Source organism: Sinorhizobium sojae CCBAU 05684, assembly GCF_002288525.1.
Lineage (GTDB): Bacteria > Pseudomonadota > Alphaproteobacteria > Rhizobiales > Rhizobiaceae > Sinorhizobium > Sinorhizobium sojae.
In genome coordinates, this window is the sequence record NZ_CP023068.1 from 1,447,092 (window position 1) to 1,463,493 (window position 16,402).

Genomic DNA, 16,402 nt, shown 5'->3' on the forward strand with positions numbered 1-16,402 from the left:
GCCGATCCAGCACCGTTCCTCCGCCTGGCGTTTGCGAGCGCGTGCGCCCTTTCGGGCTCACGGCACGCGTTTACATACCAACTGGATTTCCGATACCAGTCAGTATCCTAATGCAACGACCGTGTCAATCCAGCGTAGCAGATACGCAGGTGGCGCTTGCACATTTAAATACCCAATGGTATTTGAAAACCCAGTAGTATGTTACCACTGATGGAACAGGGAGGAATTCATGACGGAGACAATGCGCGCCGCGCGGCTGCACGCGGTCGGAGAACCGATGAGAATAGATGAGGTGGCGCGACCCGTGGCCACCGGAAGCGACGTGGTTGTCGAGGTCAAGGCCTGCGGCATGGTACCCAATCTCGCCAATGTTCTCGCGAACTGGGAAAGCTGGTACCCGCAAATGCCCTTGCCGCCGCGTCCCGCGATTCATGGCCTCGATCCTTCGGGAATTGTCCATCAGGTCGGAGAGCAGGTCGTGGCGCTCAAGCCCGGCGACCGGGTCTATGTTAATCCAGGCCGTTTCTGCGGCGCCTGCCACGCCTGCTCGTCTGGACGCCCGCAGGCCTGCGATCATTGGACGCTCGGCGGCTACTTCGGCTACAACCCGAACAGCCTGGAAATGTTCAAGCGCTATCCCTTCGGCGGATTCGGCGAATACATGCTGGCTCCGCAGGCCCAAGTCATCAAGATTCCGGACAACATGTCCTTCGTAAAGGGCTCGCGGATGGGCTATCTCGGCACGTCCTACGCAGCCTTGAAGAAGTGCGGTCCGCTTATGGGGCGCTCGCTGATCATCAACGGCGCAACCGGGACGCTCGGCGTCGGCGCCACTCTTCTCGCGCTCGCAATGGGGGTCGGCAAGATCTATGCGGTCGCGCGTGGGGACGAATTGCTTGCTCGGCTGAAGGCGCTTGCGCCGGACAGGATCGAAGTCTTTTCGAACCGGACCAGCTCAAGCGGTGAGTTTGTGAAGGCCAAAACCGGTGGGGTCGGTGCCGACCTGATGCTCGACACGCTCGGTGCCAAGGCGCCGCTCGATTCCATGCTCGACGCCATGAAGGGCGTGCGCAGAGGTGGTCGCATCGTCAATATAGGCGGCACCGCCGGCGACCTTCCCGTCGACGTGAAATGGTGGATGGACGAGCAGATGGAGCTGATCGGCTCCGTCTGGTTCACCGCCGCCGAGGGCATGGAAATCGCCGCAATGCTCGAAAGCAAGGTCGTCGACCTCTCCGTCATGGAGCCAAAGGTCTGGCCGCTCGAAAGCATCAATGAGGCCATTTCCGGTGTCGCCTCGGGCGATGGCGGCTTCACCTACTACGCTGTTACGATCTGAGGCACGCTCAGCGCGTTTGGCCTAAAAATTCGCGATCGTTGCGTATACCTCCCGCCCGGTGCCGCCGGGCGGGATTTTTGTGTGAGGCGGAAGTGCCATCCAAGGGCTCACAGAGCCTATTGGCCATCCGGCCGCCTTGCAGGACCCGCGGTGCGGCCCCCGGCCATAAGGTCGGCCGTGGGAATGACGCGGCATTTAAGGCGCAATTGCCGGAGATGCCCGCCGGCTGGCCCGCCACACGCCGACACGCAAATGCCCGCCTCGCGGCGGGCATCTGTTTTCAGAGCTGGGTCTGACGCTTAGTGATTGATGCCTTGACGATCTCCTCGGTGATCTTCTTGGCGTCGCCCAAGAGCATCATCGTGCCGTCCTTGTAGAACAGCGTGTTGTCAATGCCGGCATAGCCGGAACCGAGCGAGCGCTTGACGAACAGGCAGGTCTTGGCCTTGTCGACGTCGAGGATCGGCATGCCGTAGATCGGCGAGGTCTTGTCGTCGCGCGCCGCCGGGTTGGTGACGTCATTGGCGCCGATGACATAGGCGACGTCGGCCTGCGCGAACTCGGAATTGATGTCCTCGAGTTCGAACACCTCGTCGTAAGGCACGTTCGCCTCGGCGAGCAGCACGTTCATGTGCCCCGGCATGCGGCCGGCGACCGGATGGATCGCGTATTTGACCTCGACGCCCGCCTCCTTGAGCTTGTCCGCCAGTTCTCTCAGCGCATGCTGGGCCTGCGCCACCGCCATGCCGTAGCCGGGCACGATGATCACCTTCGAGGCGTTCTGCATCAGGAAGGCGGCATCGTCGGCCGAGCCCTGCTTGACCGTCTTCTCAACGCCGTCGTCGCCACCGGCCGAAGCCGTCTCGCCGCCGAAGCCGCCGAGGATAACCGAGACGAAGGAGCGGTTCATGCCCTTGCACATGATGTAGGAGAGGATCGCACCGGAGGAGCCGACCAGGGCCCCGGTGATGATCAGCGCCAGGTTGCCGAGCGTGAAGCCGATGCCGGCCGCCGCCCAGCCGGAATAGGAGTTGAGCATCGACACCACCACCGGCATGTCGGCGCCGCCGATCGGGACGATGATCAAAACGCCGAGCGCCAGCGACAGGAGGACGATCGCCCAGAAATTGAAGTGGCTCTCGGTCAGCGCCAGGCCGATGATGAAGAAGACGACGAGCGCCGCGAGCGCCAGATTGATCAGGTGGCGGTAGGGCAAGAGGATCGGCTTGCCGGACATGCGGCCGTCGAGCTTCAGGAAGGCGATGATCGAGCCGGTGAAGGTGATGGCGCCGATGGCGACGCCGAGGGCCATCTCGACCAGAGCCTGGGCATGGATCGCGCCGATCTCGCCGATGCCGAAGGAGGACGGCGCGTAGAGGGCGGCGGCGGCAACCAGCACCGCCGCAAGGCCGACCAGCGAGTGGAAGCCGGCGACGAGCTGCGGCATCGCCGTCATCGGGATGCGCTTGGCGACATAGGCGCCGACGCCGCCGCCGAGCGCGAGACCGAGCACGATCAGCAGGAAGCCGCCGAGCGAGGGCTGCGCCAAGAGGAGGGTCGTGACGATGGCGATCGCCATGCCGACCATGCCATAGGCATTGCCCTTGCGGCTGGTGGTCGGGTGCGACAGACCCCGGAGCGCCATGATGAACAGCACGCCGGAGACGAGATAGAGGAAGGCTGCAAAGTTCGCGTTCATTGGCCCCGCCTCACTTTTCTTTCTTCTTGTACATGGCGAGCATGCGCTGGGTGACGAGGAAGCCGCCGAAGATGTTGACCGAAGCAAGCACCAGCGCGACGAAGCCGAAGCCGGTGGCAAGCCCCGAGGCCGAGATACCGACGGCAAGCAGCGCGCCGACGACGATCACCGAGGAGATCGCATTCGTCACCGCCATCAAGGGCGTGTGCAGTGCCGGCGTCACCGACCAGACGACGTAGTAGCCGACGAAGATCGCCAGCACGAAGATCGCCAGGCGGAAGACGAAGGGATCGATCGCACCGCCAGTGGCGCCATGGGCAACGGCCCCGGCCGCATCCGGCACGTATTCGGCGGCGGTCCTGACCGCCTCGACCGCCCGTTCGAGGTCTGTCAGTGCCTTGTCCAAGAGTTCATTCGCCATCACTTGTTCCCCTCTTTCGCGCCGCCGAAGGCCGGGTGCACGACCGTGCCGCCGTGGCTCAGCGCCGTCGCCTTGACGAGTTCGTCCTCCATGTTCAAAGCCAGCCGCTTTTCCTCCTTCGAGACCAGCGTCTCCAGGAAGGTGACGAGGTTCTTGGCGTAAAGAAGCGAGGCGGAGGCGGCGATGCGGCCAGGCACGTTGAGGTGGCCGACGACCTTGACGCCTTCCACCTCCGCGACCGTGCCGGCTTCGGCGCCTTCGACATTGCCGCCGCGCTCGACGGCGAGGTCGATGACAACCGAGCCGGGCTTCATGGATTTCAGCATCTCGCGCGTGACGAGCCGCGGCGCCGGCCGCCCCGGGATCAGCGCCGTGGTGATAACGATGTCCTGCTTGGCGATGTGCTCGGCGACGAGCGCCGCCTGTTTGGCCTGGTATTCCTTCGACATTTCCTTGGCATAGCCGCCGGCGGTCTCGGCCGCCTTGAACTCCTCGTCCTCGACGGCGATGAACTTGGCGCCAAGCGAGGCGACCTGCTCCTTGGCGGCCGGACGGACGTCGGTGGCGGACACCATGGCACCCAGGCGCCGGGCGGTAGCGATCGCCTGCAGGCCGGCGACGCCGGCGCCCATGACGAAGACCTTCGCCGCCGGCACCGTGCCGGCCGCCGTCATCATCATCGGCAGCGCCCGGTCGTATTCATGGGCCGCGTCGATCACCGCCTGGTAGCCGGCGAGGTTCGCCTGGGAAGACAGAACGTCCATCGATTGCGCCCGGGTGATCCGCGGCATCAGTTCCATGGCGAACGCGGTGAGCCCGGCCTTCGCCATCCCGGCGATCGCCTCCTCGTTGCCATGGGGGTCCATGATGGCAATGACCAGCGCGCCCGCCTTGTAGCCCTTGATCTCGGCCACCGTCGGGCGGCGCACCTTCAGCACGACGTCGGCGTTCCTGGCGTCCTTCGCCGTGCCGATCCGCGCACCGGCCTTCTCGTATTCCGCATCGGGAATGCGCGAACTGAGGCCCGCACCGGCTTCGACGACGACCTCGAAGCCGAACGATCGGATTTTCTTCACCGTCTCAGGCGAGCCCGCCACGCGCGGCTCGTCGGGACTGTTTTCCCTTGCTATGTACACGGTCACATTCACCGCCACTTTACCTCCGGCCGGTACTGGATCTCTGATTTTCGAAAGATCGTTGCGACTGACCGGTTCAGTCTTCCGGCGCCAGCGTCACGATCATGCCCGCTAGCTCCGGGGTGAAGCGAACCTGGCAGGACAGCCGCGATTGGCTCCGGCGGTGATCCGAACTGTCGAGCAGATCGTCTTCGTCGACGGAGAGCGCCGGTAGATGTTCCTGGAATTCGTCATCGACATAGACGTGACAGGTGGCACAGGAACAGCAGCCGCCGCAAAGCGCGAGCAACTCGTCCACGCCCGCATCGCGGATATGCTCCATGATCGAGATTCCATCGCGCCCCTCGACGGGCACGACCTGTCCGTTTCGCGAGATAACCGTAAAATTCGACATTCTATACCTCCCACATCGCTCTCGTCTGCTTCACGCAACGGCCAGCGATTTCAGTCTGATGCTGTTGTTTGCCAAAACGTCCGGACTGACTCGCGCGCCCCTTTCGACCAGCAACCGGCCCTCAACGTAGTCCCTGACGCAATTGATGCAGTCGAGGGCGATCACCGCACCCTCGCGGAGATAGACGATACTGAAGCTGCGGGTGTTGGGATCGCCCCGCACCACCGTTCTGTCGAAGCCGGCGGAAAGACCCACGGTCTGAAGCCGGAGGTCGTACTGGTTCGACCAGAACCAGGGGATTGCGCTGTAGGGCGTCAGTTCACCGCAAAGTGTCTTTGCCACGGCAGTGGCCTGATCGTGGGCGTTCTGCACGGACTCGATCCGCAGGCCGTGGGTGCTCTTGACCCGAGCGCAGTCGCCGATCGCGAAAACGTCTGGCAGACTTGTCCGGCAATGCTCGTCGACATCGAGGCCGTTCTCTCCCGCCGCTCCGGCCTCGGTCAGCGGTTCGACACAAGGCACGATACCTATGCCGACGATGACGATATCCGCAGGCAGCGTCTCACCATCTTTCAAGAGGACGCCCGTGACGCGCCCCTTGTTGCCGACAAAGCTCTCGATACCGGTCTCGAGCCTGATGTCGACCCCGTGGTCACGGTGCTCCCGCTCGTAGAAACGTGACAGCGGTTCCGCTGCCACGCGGGCGAGCACCCTGTTCATCGCCTCGACGACGGTCACCGTTTTCCTAAGCTTGGTTAGCGCAGCCGCGGCCTCGAGCCCGATGTAACCGCCGCCGACGACTACCACTCGTTCAGCGCTGGCAAGATCCTCCACGAGCCGGTCCACATCCGAGCGTGTCCGGACCGCGTGGATGCCTTGAAGATCATGGCCGGGGCAAGTCATCCGGCGCGGGCGCCCGCCTGCGGACCAGACAAGACTGCCGTAACTGAAGTTGGTGCCATCCGCGCACAGGACCTGCTTCTCCTTCGCGTCGACCTTGACGATTTCGTTTCCGAGCCAAAGGTCGATGTTGCGCGACGTCCAGAACTCAGCCGGCCGGATCAGAATGCGGTCGAACGTCTTGCCACCAAGAAGATAGTCCTTGGAGAGGGGCGGACGTTCATAAGGAGGATCCCGCTCCTCGCCGAGGAGGCCGATCGATCCCTGGAAGCCGTTCTGGCGAAGCGACGTCGCTGCCTGGGCACCGCCGTGCCCGCTTCCGACGATGAGGCAATCGTAATGCATCGCGCCCTCCTCCGGCAGCGTAATTTGCACATGTGTTGATTTCCGCGCGTGCGAGCGATGTTGCTCAGGAACGCGCTGCTCCAATCAGGACGAAGGCCATCGTTGCCGGCAACGTCCCCTTGTTTCGCCAGGCATGGCGCGTTCCGCACTGGATCGCGATGTCGCCTTGGCGCAGATGCACCTCCGCCCCGTCATCGAGCTCCAGCCAGATCTCGCCTTCGAGCACGATGTCGTAGTCGATCGAATCCGTCGTGTGCATGCCGGGGTTTTCGCGCTCGAAGAGTTCTGCGAGCCCCGGCAACTGCACCTGCTGCTCAACCGCCGCTGCTGCCGGATCGAAACTCGGGTCGGCCATCACCGAATCCGGCGGGAAACGAACGATCATCAGGCGCGTCTCGCCGACGGAAGGCGTGATTGCGATCCCGGGCAGGGCGGGGTCCGATTCGTCCAGGGGAAGCTTCGGTTCGGGCGCCGTTGCCCAACAGACCGAAGTCACGAAGCCCGGGACGGAAGCATGAAGATGCGCATTGGGCACCTCTCCGTCGCTGATGAAGACAGAACGACCATTCCTGATGCCTGTCACCACCCGCCGCGGCACGTCAGTCTGCTTGTCAACCGACATAGACGAGTCCCTCCTCCAGGAGCTTCGGGCGCATATTGTTGACGTCGAGGCTCAGCTCGCCCGCTGCATAGCGCAGTCGCTTCTCCTCCTCCATGCGCTCCCGCTGCCGCCCCTTCTCGAGTGCTGCTGCCGCACTTTCGGCCGGGACTACGCAAACGCCGTCGTCATCGGCTACGATGACATCGCCGGGGTTGATCAGGCAGCCCGCACAGACGATCGGCACCTGGACATTGGCCAGGGTCTCCTTGACCGTGCCCTGTGCGAAAATCGATTTCGACCAGACCGGGAACTGCATCTCGGTCAGCGCCGCGACATCGCGGACGCCGGCATCGATGACGAGCCCGCGAATCCCAAGCGCTTTGGCGGAGGTCGCCAGGAGGTCGCCGAAATAGCCGTCGTCGCAAGGCGATGTCGGCGCCACGACCAGAATATCTCCCGGCCGGGCCTCGCCTAGCGCCACATGGATCATCCAGTTGTCGCCGGGCGCGACCTCGCAGGTCAGCGCATTGCCGGAAATCCTGGCGGGCCGGTAGATCGGCCGCATGTGGGGAGCGAGGAGCCCTTTCCTGCCCTGCGCCTCATGAATTGTCGCCACGCCAAGCTCGCCAAGACCGCGCACAATATCCTCGTCGGTCCGACTTATGTTTCGCATTACCTTTGCCATGATGCCCCTCCCGGTCACCACGACCGCCGAACGTACCGCCCGACGATCATCTTGTTTTTGTAGATACTAATTAGTATCTGAATTCTAATGCGAATGTCAATGTCACAAGTGAGAAGTTCCGCGGGTGTCAGGCAGAAAAAAAGGGGCCCGAGCGCAGCGCCTGAGCCCCCCAATGCCGCGCACATCGATTGTGATCAGTGAGAGGGGGTCCTCCCCTCGAAGGAGATCATCTTTCCGAGCGGCTGGTAGGCAGAGCCGTCGAACTGAAAGAGCTGAAGGCTCTCGATCGGGTAAACGTCTTCAGCGCTCTTCGTATTGAGTGTGATCCCCGGCAACAGAAGATCCAGCTCGACGCCGTTAAGGTTGCGGACAGTCTCCATCAACGCTTCGCGCGTTGGCGCCTTCATCGACTGAAGCACCCTGACCAGCGCGTCGCCGGTTGCATAGCCGACCTGACCAAGCGCATCGTCCAGTGAATAGCGAGCCTTGGCGGCCTGATGATCGGCGACGTAACGGGTGACACCCGGATCGTCTCCTGGAGCAGTCGCATTCACCTGCTTCAGATATTGGCTGGTTATAACGCCCTTCGCATTTTCCAGACCCGCCGGCTTCAGGGACGCGACGGAAGCGGCGATGTTCGAGACGAGAGTCGTCGGCTTCCAGCCGCTTTCCGCCGCGAAACGCACGGCTTCGGCACCTTGCTTCGGACCGGTGATCACCACTAGTGTGTCCGCGCCGGAAGCCTTCAGGGTCGAAAGCTGGGTTTCGACGGTCGGATCGGCCGATGTCACCGGCTGAGCGGCGGCGATTTGGATGTTTGACATGCTGACCGCGTCCTCGAGAGCCTTGCGGAAGATCTGCCCCGTCTCGGTGTTCAGATATAGCAGCGCGATCTTCGCCTGCGGCTTCGTCTCGACGAGGTAACGGGCGAACACGGCTGCCTCAGTCGTGAAGGACGGGACGAGACCTATCTCCCATTCCGGTCCCGCGAGTTCGTGGACGCCCGAATACATGAACAGGTTCGGCACCTCGCGCTGCGTAATATACCGGCCGATCGCCTGATTGTTGGGCGTTCCTGCAGTCGCAAGAACGGCGAACACCTCCTCACGCTCCACCAGCTTTCGCACATTGGTGAGCGTGCGCTGCGGATCGAGGCCGTCGTCCTCCACGAGGAGCTCGATCCTGCGGGTCTTGCCGTCGCCCATCTTCACGCCTCCACCGGCATTGACGGCATCGACCTTCGTCCTGACGCCATCGGCGATCGCACCGATCGCCGCGACGGGGCCCGTCAGCGGTCCCGATATGCCGATCTTGACGACGTCGTCCGTAACGCCAGGGGTCTCGCTCTGCTGGGCCCGCGCGACGCTGGCCATGAGTCCAGCCAACGCCAGCACCTGCATCAGGCTGAAAGCTCCCTTCGGAATGCGTATCGGCATGTCATTCTCCTCCCAATTGGCCGGGCAATGCGCCCGGCATCCGTGACAAAACCTTGAATTTGAGGGTACCCGGAACGGCCGCCTTGAGCTTGTCGATCCGCAATCCGGCGATGCCCTGGCGCGCGACCATCATCATGCCGATCAGGCAGAGGCCGTAGATCAAGCCGCCGAGCGCCGGGCTTATGTCGGTAGTAACACCCGGTACGAAGACCACGAACACCGCACCGATGAACGCGCCGGCAATGCTGGTGATGCCGCCGACGATGCCGCCGATCAGGATGTCGATCGATTTCATCGGCAGGAAGGACTGGGGGCTGATGAAGCCGTTCAGGATGCAGAAGAGTCCGCCGCCGAGCCCTGCGAGTGCGGAACTCACGGCAAAGGCTGCCAGCCGGCCTTTCACCAGGTTGATGCCCATGGCCTCGGCGATCACCGGATTGTCGCGGACGGCGCGCATGAGGCGACCGGTGTCACCCCGCAGCAGCCGCCTGACGATCAGCACCGAAACCGCGGCGCAGATGAGCGTCAGGCCGTAGAGCCACGCTTCCTGGCTTCCCGCAAACCATTTCGGCGCAAACGGCTGATCGGTGGCAAGGCCGGTGACGCCGCCCGTGAGCCCGTCCATCTTCAACAAGAGTTGCGGAAAGGCGCATGCGACGCCAAAGGTGATGATCGCAAGCTGCAACCCTTGCAGCCTCAGCGCCGGCAGCCCGAGTAGCACGCCGACCGAGCCGGTGACGATGGCCGATACAGGAAGAGTGGCGACCGGATCCCAGCCGAAATTGACGTTGAGGATAGCCGTCGTGTAGGCGCCAACTCCGAAGAGAGCGCCCTGTGCCAGGCAGATCTGGCCAGTGAAGCCGAGCAGCAGATTGAGGCCGAGCACAGCGATGCCGTAGGAGACCGCTATGCTGAACTCGAACAGCAGGAAGTCGGGGACCGTGAGAGGCAGACCGAGGGCGGCCACAGCGAGAAGGCCCGCTGGGACAAATCGAAGATGTTGCGTGCTCATAGCTTGACCACCGTGCGAGTACCGAAAAGGCCTACAGGCCGAACGAGCAGGACAAGGAGGGCGACGATGATCGGGATGACCACACGCAGATCCGCGCCGATGAAGGGAAGGAAGGCAGCGCCGACGCTTTCGGCCACTCCGACGATCAAGCCGCCGATCATGGCGCCGAGCGGACTGTCCCAGCCGCCAAGAGTGGCCGACGCAAGGGCATAAAGCAGGATCGGCATCATCATGGTCGGACTGAGAAACAGTCGCGGTGCGACCAGCGCAGCCGCGACGAACCCGATCGTTGCTGCAAAGCCCCAGCCAAGCATCAGCATGCGCTCTACGGGGATCCCGACGAGGAGGCTCTTTTCACTGTCATAGGCGGAGGCGCGCATGGCGAGGCCGAGCCTCGTGAACCGGAAGGTCGCTCCCATCGCGATCGCAAGACAGAGAAGCACCGCCAGCGTGCCGACGGCACTTGCCGTCACGCGAATGCCCAGTACGTCCCAGCCGACACTGGGGAACATTGAGGGAAAGGCTCGCTGGTCCGAGCCCCAGAGCCATAGCGAAAACGCCTGTAACACCACGAACAGGCCGAGTGTAACGACGACGACCGTTTCGACAGGGGCCTTGGAAACGGGCCGGACGACGAAGCGGAAGACGCCGATGCCAAGCAGGAAGGACAGAAGCGCGACGAGGGGGAAAGAAACCATCATCGGCAGCCCCCATTCGCAGAGCTGCCAGGCGCAATAGGCGGAGAAGGTGGCGATCTCACCCTGACCGAAATTGACGATGCGCGTTGCGCGAAAGATCAGGACCAGCGCCATCGCCAGCGACGCGTAGATGGCCCCGGAGGCGAGTCCATCGACGACGAGTTGGAAGAACAAAGCCATCTCACACTCCGAGGTAGGATTGCTGGACAACCTCGTTGCCGAGGAGGTCCCGTGCTGCGCCGCTCACCGTGATTGCTCCGGCTTCAAGAACATGGGCGCGATGGGCAAACTGCAGCGTCAAATCGGCATTCTGCTCGACGATCAGGAGCGTCATGCCGTGCTCGCGGTTGAGCGTCTTGAAGATCTCAAAGATCTCCTGCGTGATCGCCGGCGCCAGACCGAGCGAAGGCTCGTCGCACATCAGCAGCCTCGGGCGCGACATCAGCGCCCGGGCAAGCGCCAGCATCTGCTGCTCGCCGCCGCTGAGGCTGAGGGCCTGCTGCCGCCGCCGCTCGGAGAGCCGGGGAAAGGCCGCGTACCACCGTTCCATGTCGGAAGCGATCTGCCGCTTGTCGCCGATCGTATAAGCACCAGCCGCAAGGTTCTCCTCAACCGTGAAGTCGCCGAAGGTTCCGCGGCCCTGTGGTATGTGCGCAAGGCCGAGCGCCACCCTTTGTGCCGCGTTGCAGCCGTTGAGATTCGAGCCGCAAAAATCGACGGTTCCCCGGGCGGGCATGAGTCCCGACAGGGCTCTGAGGATCGTCGTCTTGCCGGCGCCGTTCGACCCGAGCAGCGCTACGATCGCGCCTTGCTCGACGGAAAAGTCAACGCCATGCAAAACGTCGGCTGCGCCGTATCCGGCAGACAGGCACTTCACCTGCAGCATTGTCATCGTGTCCTCCCGAGATAGGCGTCGATGACTGCCGGATTGGCCTTCACCTCCATGGGCGTGCCGCTCGCCAGATTGCGACCGAGATGGAAAACCTCGACGCGATCGCAAAGGCTCATGACGAGCCCCATGTGATGCTCGATTAGGACGATCGCGACGCCATGGTCCTCGCGAACGCGGGCGACGAGCTCGCCGAATTCAGCGACCTCGCCATGGGTGAGGCCGCCCGCCGGCTCATCGAGGAGAAGCACCGTGGGACGGGAGGCAAGCGCCCGGGCGATTTCCATCCGCTTTTGCGTCGGATAGGGCAGCGAGCCTGCCGCCTCGTCAGCAACGCCGGAAAGCTTGAGATCGTCGAGTATCGCACGGCACCGCTGCTCGCTCTCGCTTTCCCGATGACGGGCACGCCCGGGTCGAAGCACCGCCTCGACAAAGCGGCCGCCGGTCAAGTGGTGGGCGCCAAGCATGACATTCTCCAGAACCGTCATGGCGCCATAGATGCCGAGGTTCTGAAATGTGCGCGCAATGCCCATATGAATGATCCGGCGCGCGGGTACCGTCTCGATCGCCTGTCCGCAAAGACGGATCGAACCGGCGGTCACTGCGCTAAGCCGGGTGATGGAATTGAACAGCGTCGTCTTGCCGGCGCCGTTCGGTCCGATCAGGCCGCATATTTCGCCGGCATTTACGCTGAGCGAGACGCCCTTGAGCGCATGTATGCCGCCAAAGCGCACATCGACATTTTCGACGGAAAGCACCGGGCCGCCGCTGCCGGCAGCCTTGAGATCCACAGCCATCCTATCCTCCCTGGGGCTGTTCAGTCGGTTCCGAGGTTGTCCCCGCCAATTCTCCTCTGCGGCGCCTTGACAATCCTCAAGATACCGCAAAGTATCTGAAGTCCGAATGGTATGTCAATGCTTACTTTGAGGTGTAGGGGCAAGCCGTCGGGTAGGAAATGATGTGAGGCGGTCGTTAGCGGAAACCTCGGGTGCACCGGGCGGCTGCAAGCGGGGAGAGCCGGCTGAAACGGCAAAATGGAGGAGAGATGTCAGCGAGCGAAATCTTCATGCCTGCGCCGTCAACGGCGGCAGCGCATCATATCGAACTGCGCCAGAAGCCTCGCCGGGTCAGGACCGGCCGGATGCTGCGCCAAACCACCAGACCATCCAACAGGAGACAAATAATATGATCGATTCACGAACTGCCCCCTACGCCATCCTCATACTGCGGGTGGCACTCGGGCTACTATTTCTCGCCCATGCCGGTTTGAAGGTCTTCGTCTTCACGCCGGCCGGGACGGCACAGTTCTTTGCAAGCCTCGGCCTGCCGGCTGCCCTCGCCTATCTGACGATCGCTGTCGAGACCCTGGGCGGCGTCGCCCTCATCGTCGGCTTTTTCGCGCGGGTGGCTGCGCTTGCCCTGATACCGGTATTGCTCGGCGCGATCATCACAGTCCATGCCGCGGCAGGCTTCTTCTTCACCAACCCGAATGGCGGATGGGAATTCTTGGCGCTGTGGATCGTTGGATTGGCGGCGGTTGTTCTTGCAGGCGATGGTGCGCTTGCGGTGCGCCCGACCTTCAATCGCAAGGCAACCGGCTGATCATGGCCCTCGCCCGCGGCCGATAACCGTGTCGCGGGCACTCCCCGGACGTCGCACCCGCAAAAGGCTCAGCTCGCCTCTTCCTTGGCGCCGTAGGCCTCATACATCGATGTCAGGGCGACTTTCACCAGTTCGCCGACCGTCGGTCCATTTGTGAAGCTCGACGCCGCCCCATAGGTCAGCTCAAAAACGATGCCGCCGAGAGCGGTCGGCCCGGCGGGCGCCTCGCCCTCCGGGAACATCCGAAGCAGGATTTTGCCGAGCCCCTCCCATTGAGCGCGGAACAGGTTCGAATGGCGCTCTCCGAAGGTGGCATTGCGTCGCGCGTGGCGGAAGAGCTCCAATGCCAGCATCCCCCAGCTCGGGTCGGTAGAGCGCTCCTGGGCCCAACTGCTTAACGTATCGATCAACTCGCGCGGATCTTCGATTGGCCCGAGCAGTTCCTGGAGCTCGACCACGTCTTCGCCCGCATGGGTCTCGAGCAGGTAGAGGAAAATGTCTTCCTTGCCGTTGAAATTGGAATAGAAGGCTCCCTTGCTGAAACCCGCTTCCTCGGCGATGCGCTCGATAGTTGCGCCCTCGTAGCCTTCGCGGGCGACGACCTCGCGCGCGGACGCCAGCAGCTTTGCTTTCGTCCGCGCCTGACTCTGTTCCCGTGTCAATCGCGCCAAGATTACTCTCCCTGATTGCTATCGCACTCGGATACCTCGCAGTATCTCGAAAACATCGGAGCGTCAATCAAGCACGGCCAGGACGCACGCCACCGACCAGAAGATCATGAACTCCGGCCCCTGCTTCTGCCAGCGCCAGTTCCAACCGTTGATGCGAAGGACGGCATAGCTGGCGCCAAGCAGCACGGCGACAGCCAGCCCGGCGGCAAGGCGCGGAAAGATATTGAGAACCAGTCCCGCACCGGCAGTCAACTCAACGATAATGGTAATGATCACGAATGCGCCAGCCGGATGGAACCCGGCCTTGGCAAATGTGGCCGAGGCAGGCCCGACATTGCGCATTTTGCCGATGCAATGGGGAATGAACCACAGGCCGCACAGCATCCGAAGGATTGCGCTCGGTTCGATCAAGATAAAATCCATTCCCAGGCCCTCCTATGCCGCGTTCGGCGCTTCGACGTGGCGCTTGCCGTCACCCGGTGCTGCCGTACCGCGCGACCTCTGGCGAGACTCCGCCACGAGCACCTCGCCGGAATCGTCTGTGACCGGCGCCCTCATAACAGCCCCCGAACCGCTCGGCGGCTGCGCTCCCGCGAAATCAAACATTCGAACCCTCCCTGTCTCCGTCAACTTAGCTGAACGTCGTATCGCTCGTTTTTCCGAGCCAGCGTGTGAATACCATCTCGAAACTGCGCCTTGCAATTTCAGATACCAAATAGTATCTGCCAACCCTAACGAACGTCAATGCCGCAATCGGCGCATCTCCAGGGAGGACTCCACATGAAATCACGCGCCGCGGTCGCCTGGGCGGCCAACAAACCCCTGTCGATCGAGACCATCGAAATCGGCGGCCCTAGGGCCGGGGAAGTTCTCATCGAGATCATGGCAACCGGCGTCTGCCACACGGACGCCTACACGCTCTCCGGCCTGGATTCGGAAGGCAAGTTCCCGGCGATCCTCGGGCACGAGGGCGCCGGAATCGTCAGGGAGGTAGGTCCTGGCGTCACATCGCTGAGGCCTGGCGACCACGTCATTCCGCTCTATACGCCCGAATGTCGGGAGTGCAAAACCTGCCTGTCGCAACGCTCCAACCTCTGCACCTCGATCCGGGCTACGCAGGGTCAAGGGCTGATGCCGGACAGGACCACCCGCTTTTCCTGCGACGCTGGCGAGATTTTCCACTACATGGGCTGCTCGACCTTCTCGAACTTCACGGTCCTTCCCGAAATTGCCGCCGCCAAGGTTCGCGAGGACGCCCCCTTCGACAAGATCTGCTACATCAGCTGCGGCGTGACGACCGGCATCGGCGCGGTCATCTACACGGCGAAAGTCTGGCCGGGTGCAAGTGTCGCGGTGTTCGGCCTCGGCGGAATCGGCCTCAACGTTATCCAAGGTGCCCGCATGGTCGGCGCCGACCGGATCATCGGCGTCGATCTAAACCCCGCCAAGGCGGAGATGGCGCGCCGCTTCGGCATGACCGACTTCGTCAACCCGAACGAGGTCGGGACCGGCAAAGTCGTCGAGGCCATCCAGGACCTGACTGGCGGCGGCGTCGACTTCTCCTTCGATGCAACCGGCAATACCAATGTCATGCGCCAGGCGCTCGAATGCTGCCATCGCGGCTGGGGCGAGTCGATCATCATCGGCGTTGCCGAAGCCGGCAAGGAGATCTCGACGCGTCCGTTCCAACTGGTCACCGGGCGCGTATGGAAGGGCACGGCCTTCGGCGGCGCCCGTGGCCGCACCGACGTCCCGAAGATCGTCGACTGGTACATGGAGGGCAAGATCAACATCGACGATCTGATCACCCACACCATGCCACTCGACGAGATCAACACGGCCTTCGATCTGATGCACGAAGGCAAATCGATCCGTTCCGTCGTCCTCTACTGAATGAGACAGCAAAGGAAAAATCGTGGCTTCTTCAGGCTACACCTACGAAGTATCCCTGAGGCTGGTTGGCGGGGGCGACGGCAGCGTTCCCGAGGAGCCTGCCATACTGACCTTCGAACATGTCAACCATGACGACATCATCGACATAGTGGAGCGCATGCGCCGCACCACCGGCCTCGCTCCGGATGACGCAGCAGCCGCCGCCGTCGGACTGAAGCTGCTCGGGGAAGTGATGCTGCAAGAAAAGGGAAATGCGCTGTTCAACCCGCTTCGTGCCGGCTTCCGTGAGTTCATCACATTCCTAAAGAGCCGAGCTGCGATCGAGCGACATTGATTTTGCTGGACCGATCTGCCGTGTACTCGCAGCGGAGACAACTTGCGACTTTGAGGCTCAGAAACCGTAACATCTTAGTGCAGCGCAAAGCGGTGGCTCGGCGAGAAGCGCCCCTATCCGCTCGCGCTGAATACCAAATTTGCCACCTGAGACGATCGCTCAATGACCGATCGAACGCCACCCTCGGGAGTCAACCGACCTACTATACGCGCTGGTCTTGATGCGATACGGACCGACGCTCCTATAGCTCTGGCTCATAGCCAGTCATCTGCATCAAAGCCGCAGGTGAATAAGGCGTAGATTATCGCACCATATGGTGCTATTTTTGATGCTAAAAATTAGGAGTT

19 protein-coding genes are annotated in these 16,402 nt (G+C 62.5%); 4 read left to right on the forward strand and 15 right to left on the reverse strand.

Annotated elements, in window-relative coordinates; all coding sequences use genetic code 11:
• The first annotated feature begins 229 nt into the window (after nt 1–229).
• Nucleotides 230–1,339 carry an alcohol dehydrogenase catalytic domain-containing protein gene (locus SJ05684_RS24395; RefSeq protein WP_034859508.1) on the forward strand — a complete coding sequence of 370 codons (1,110 nt, stop codon included), beginning with the start codon at nt 230–232 and terminating at the stop codon, nt 1,337–1,339.
• 280 nt (nt 1,340–1,619) lie between these two features.
• Here the strand turns inward: SJ05684_RS24395 and SJ05684_RS24400 are convergent, their stop codons facing one another.
• From SJ05684_RS24400 to SJ05684_RS24455, 12 genes are all read right to left on the reverse strand, one after another.
• Nucleotides 1,620–3,038: an NAD(P)(+) transhydrogenase (Re/Si-specific) subunit beta gene (locus SJ05684_RS24400; protein WP_095694368.1), complete on the reverse strand. Its 1,419-nt coding sequence runs from the start codon at nt 3,036–3,038 to the stop codon at nt 1,620–1,622.
• A gap of 10 nt (nt 3,039–3,048) precedes the next feature.
• A complete protein-coding gene (locus SJ05684_RS24405; RefSeq protein ID WP_015887714.1) occupies nt 3,049–3,459 on the reverse strand; it encodes an NAD(P) transhydrogenase subunit alpha part 2 in 411 nt (136 codons plus the stop codon).
• A complete protein-coding gene (locus tag SJ05684_RS24410) occupies nt 3,459–4,607 on the reverse strand; it encodes a Re/Si-specific NAD(P)(+) transhydrogenase subunit alpha (protein ID WP_095694402.1) in 1,149 nt (382 codons plus the stop codon). Before SJ05684_RS24410 ends, SJ05684_RS24405 begins: the two co-directional genes overlap by 1 nt.
• A gap of 64 nt (nt 4,608–4,671) precedes the next feature.
• Nucleotides 4,672–4,989, reverse strand: a complete 318-nt coding sequence (locus SJ05684_RS24415; protein WP_034859020.1) for a 2Fe-2S iron-sulfur cluster-binding protein — start codon at nt 4,987–4,989, stop codon at nt 4,672–4,674.
• A 30-nt stretch (nt 4,990–5,019) separates the two neighbouring features.
• Nucleotides 5,020–6,234, reverse strand: coding sequence for an NAD(P)/FAD-dependent oxidoreductase (locus SJ05684_RS24420; protein ID WP_034859017.1), 1,215 nt, complete (start codon nt 6,232–6,234; stop codon nt 5,020–5,022).
• A gap of 64 nt (nt 6,235–6,298) precedes the next feature.
• The gene (locus tag SJ05684_RS24425) at nt 6,299–6,856 is read right to left on the reverse strand and encodes a cupin domain-containing protein (protein WP_034859014.1); all 558 of its coding nucleotides are present in this window, start codon (nt 6,854–6,856) and stop codon (nt 6,299–6,301) included.
• Nucleotides 6,846–7,520 carry a 4-carboxy-4-hydroxy-2-oxoadipate aldolase/oxaloacetate decarboxylase gene (locus SJ05684_RS24430; RefSeq protein ID WP_034859012.1) on the reverse strand — a complete coding sequence of 225 codons (675 nt, stop codon included), beginning with the start codon at nt 7,518–7,520 and terminating at the stop codon, nt 6,846–6,848. Before SJ05684_RS24430 ends, SJ05684_RS24425 begins: the two co-directional genes overlap by 11 nt.
• Before the next feature lie 194 nt (nt 7,521–7,714).
• The gene (locus tag SJ05684_RS24435) at nt 7,715–8,956 is read right to left on the reverse strand and encodes an ABC transporter substrate-binding protein (protein ID WP_034859009.1); all 1,242 of its coding nucleotides are present in this window, start codon (nt 8,954–8,956) and stop codon (nt 7,715–7,717) included.
• Between the two features lies 1 nt (nt 8,957).
• Nucleotides 8,958–9,968, reverse strand: coding sequence for a branched-chain amino acid ABC transporter permease (locus SJ05684_RS24440; protein WP_034859006.1), 1,011 nt, complete (start codon nt 9,966–9,968; stop codon nt 8,958–8,960).
• Nucleotides 9,965–10,846, reverse strand: coding sequence for a branched-chain amino acid ABC transporter permease (locus SJ05684_RS24445; protein WP_034859004.1), 882 nt, complete (start codon nt 10,844–10,846; stop codon nt 9,965–9,967). The genes SJ05684_RS24440 and SJ05684_RS24445 overlap by 4 nt, the downstream gene beginning before the upstream one ends.
• Before the next feature lies 1 nt (nt 10,847).
• Nucleotides 10,848–11,558 carry an ABC transporter ATP-binding protein gene (locus SJ05684_RS24450; RefSeq protein WP_034859001.1) on the reverse strand — a complete coding sequence of 237 codons (711 nt, stop codon included), beginning with the start codon at nt 11,556–11,558 and terminating at the stop codon, nt 10,848–10,850.
• The gene (locus tag SJ05684_RS24455; RefSeq protein ID WP_050980204.1) at nt 11,555–12,352 is read right to left on the reverse strand and encodes an ABC transporter ATP-binding protein; all 798 of its coding nucleotides are present in this window, start codon (nt 12,350–12,352) and stop codon (nt 11,555–11,557) included. The genes SJ05684_RS24450 and SJ05684_RS24455 overlap by 4 nt, the downstream gene beginning before the upstream one ends.
• 388 nt (nt 12,353–12,740) lie before the next feature.
• Here SJ05684_RS24455 and SJ05684_RS24460 point away from each other — a divergent pair, with 388 nt between their 5' ends.
• Nucleotides 12,741–13,157 (forward strand): DoxX family protein, encoded by a 417-nt coding sequence (locus SJ05684_RS24460; protein WP_034858998.1) that lies wholly within the window; start codon nt 12,741–12,743, stop codon nt 13,155–13,157.
• Between the two features lie 68 nt (nt 13,158–13,225).
• Here SJ05684_RS24460 and SJ05684_RS24465 read toward each other — a convergent pair whose 3' ends face one another.
• The 3 genes from SJ05684_RS24465 to SJ05684_RS29795 all read right to left on the reverse strand — a co-directional run bounded on the left by SJ05684_RS24465 (nt 13,226) and on the right by SJ05684_RS29795 (nt 14,434).
• Nucleotides 13,226–13,828, reverse strand: coding sequence for a TetR/AcrR family transcriptional regulator (locus SJ05684_RS24465; RefSeq protein WP_034858994.1), 603 nt, complete (start codon nt 13,826–13,828; stop codon nt 13,226–13,228).
• Between the two features lie 63 nt (nt 13,829–13,891).
• On the reverse strand, nt 13,892–14,251 hold the full coding sequence (locus SJ05684_RS24470; RefSeq protein WP_034858992.1) for a DoxX family protein: 360 nt from the start codon (nt 14,249–14,251) through the stop codon (nt 13,892–13,894).
• Nucleotides 14,252–14,263: 12 nt separating this feature from the next.
• A complete protein-coding gene (locus SJ05684_RS29795) occupies nt 14,264–14,434 on the reverse strand; it encodes a hypothetical protein (protein WP_157212032.1) in 171 nt (56 codons plus the stop codon).
• 174 nt (nt 14,435–14,608) lie between these two features.
• Here SJ05684_RS29795 and SJ05684_RS24475 point away from each other — a divergent pair, with 174 nt between their 5' ends.
• Nucleotides 14,609–15,721: an S-(hydroxymethyl)glutathione dehydrogenase/class III alcohol dehydrogenase gene (locus SJ05684_RS24475; RefSeq protein WP_034858990.1), complete on the forward strand. Its 1,113-nt coding sequence runs from the start codon at nt 14,609–14,611 to the stop codon at nt 15,719–15,721.
• Nucleotides 15,722–15,743: 22 nt separating this feature from the next.
• Nucleotides 15,744–16,055 (forward strand): DUF3861 family protein, encoded by a 312-nt coding sequence (locus SJ05684_RS24480; protein ID WP_034858987.1) that lies wholly within the window; start codon nt 15,744–15,746, stop codon nt 16,053–16,055.
• The last annotated feature ends 347 nt before the right edge of the window (nt 16,056–16,402 follow it).

Bases quoted from the DNA above. Each gene is read 5' to 3' on its own strand.
- SJ05684_RS24395 (WP_034859508.1), top strand. From the start codon at position 230: ATGACGGAGACAATGCGCGCCGCGCGGCTGCACGCGGTCGGAGAACCG.
- SJ05684_RS24400 (WP_095694368.1), bottom strand. From the start codon at position 3,038: ATGAACGCGAACTTTGCAGCCTTCCTCTATCTCGTCTCCGGCGTGCTG.
- SJ05684_RS24405 (WP_015887714.1), bottom strand. From the start codon at position 3,459: ATGGCGAATGAACTCTTGGACAAGGCACTGACAGACCTCGAACGGGCG.
- SJ05684_RS24415 (WP_034859020.1), bottom strand. From the start codon at position 4,989: ATGTCGAATTTTACGGTTATCTCGCGAAACGGACAGGTCGTGCCCGTC.
- SJ05684_RS24420 (WP_034859017.1), bottom strand. From the start codon at position 6,234: ATGCATTACGATTGCCTCATCGTCGGAAGCGGGCACGGCGGTGCCCAG.
- SJ05684_RS24425 (WP_034859014.1), bottom strand. From the start codon at position 6,856: ATGTCGGTTGACAAGCAGACTGACGTGCCGCGGCGGGTGGTGACAGGC.
- SJ05684_RS24430 (WP_034859012.1), bottom strand. From the start codon at position 7,520: ATGGCAAAGGTAATGCGAAACATAAGTCGGACCGACGAGGATATTGTG.
- SJ05684_RS24435 (WP_034859009.1), bottom strand. From the start codon at position 8,956: ATGCCGATACGCATTCCGAAGGGAGCTTTCAGCCTGATGCAGGTGCTG.
- SJ05684_RS24440 (WP_034859006.1), bottom strand. From the start codon at position 9,968: ATGAGCACGCAACATCTTCGATTTGTCCCAGCGGGCCTTCTCGCTGTG.
- SJ05684_RS24445 (WP_034859004.1), bottom strand. From the start codon at position 10,846: ATGGCTTTGTTCTTCCAACTCGTCGTCGATGGACTCGCCTCCGGGGCC.
- SJ05684_RS24450 (WP_034859001.1), bottom strand. From the start codon at position 11,558: ATGACAATGCTGCAGGTGAAGTGCCTGTCTGCCGGATACGGCGCAGCC.
- SJ05684_RS24455 (WP_050980204.1), bottom strand. From the start codon at position 12,352: ATGGCTGTGGATCTCAAGGCTGCCGGCAGCGGCGGCCCGGTGCTTTCC.
- SJ05684_RS24460 (WP_034858998.1), top strand. From the start codon at position 12,741: ATGATCGATTCACGAACTGCCCCCTACGCCATCCTCATACTGCGGGTG.
- SJ05684_RS24470 (WP_034858992.1), bottom strand. From the start codon at position 14,251: ATGGATTTTATCTTGATCGAACCGAGCGCAATCCTTCGGATGCTGTGC.
- SJ05684_RS29795 (WP_157212032.1), bottom strand. From the start codon at position 14,434: ATGTTTGATTTCGCGGGAGCGCAGCCGCCGAGCGGTTCGGGGGCTGTT.
- SJ05684_RS24475 (WP_034858990.1), top strand. From the start codon at position 14,609: ATGAAATCACGCGCCGCGGTCGCCTGGGCGGCCAACAAACCCCTGTCG.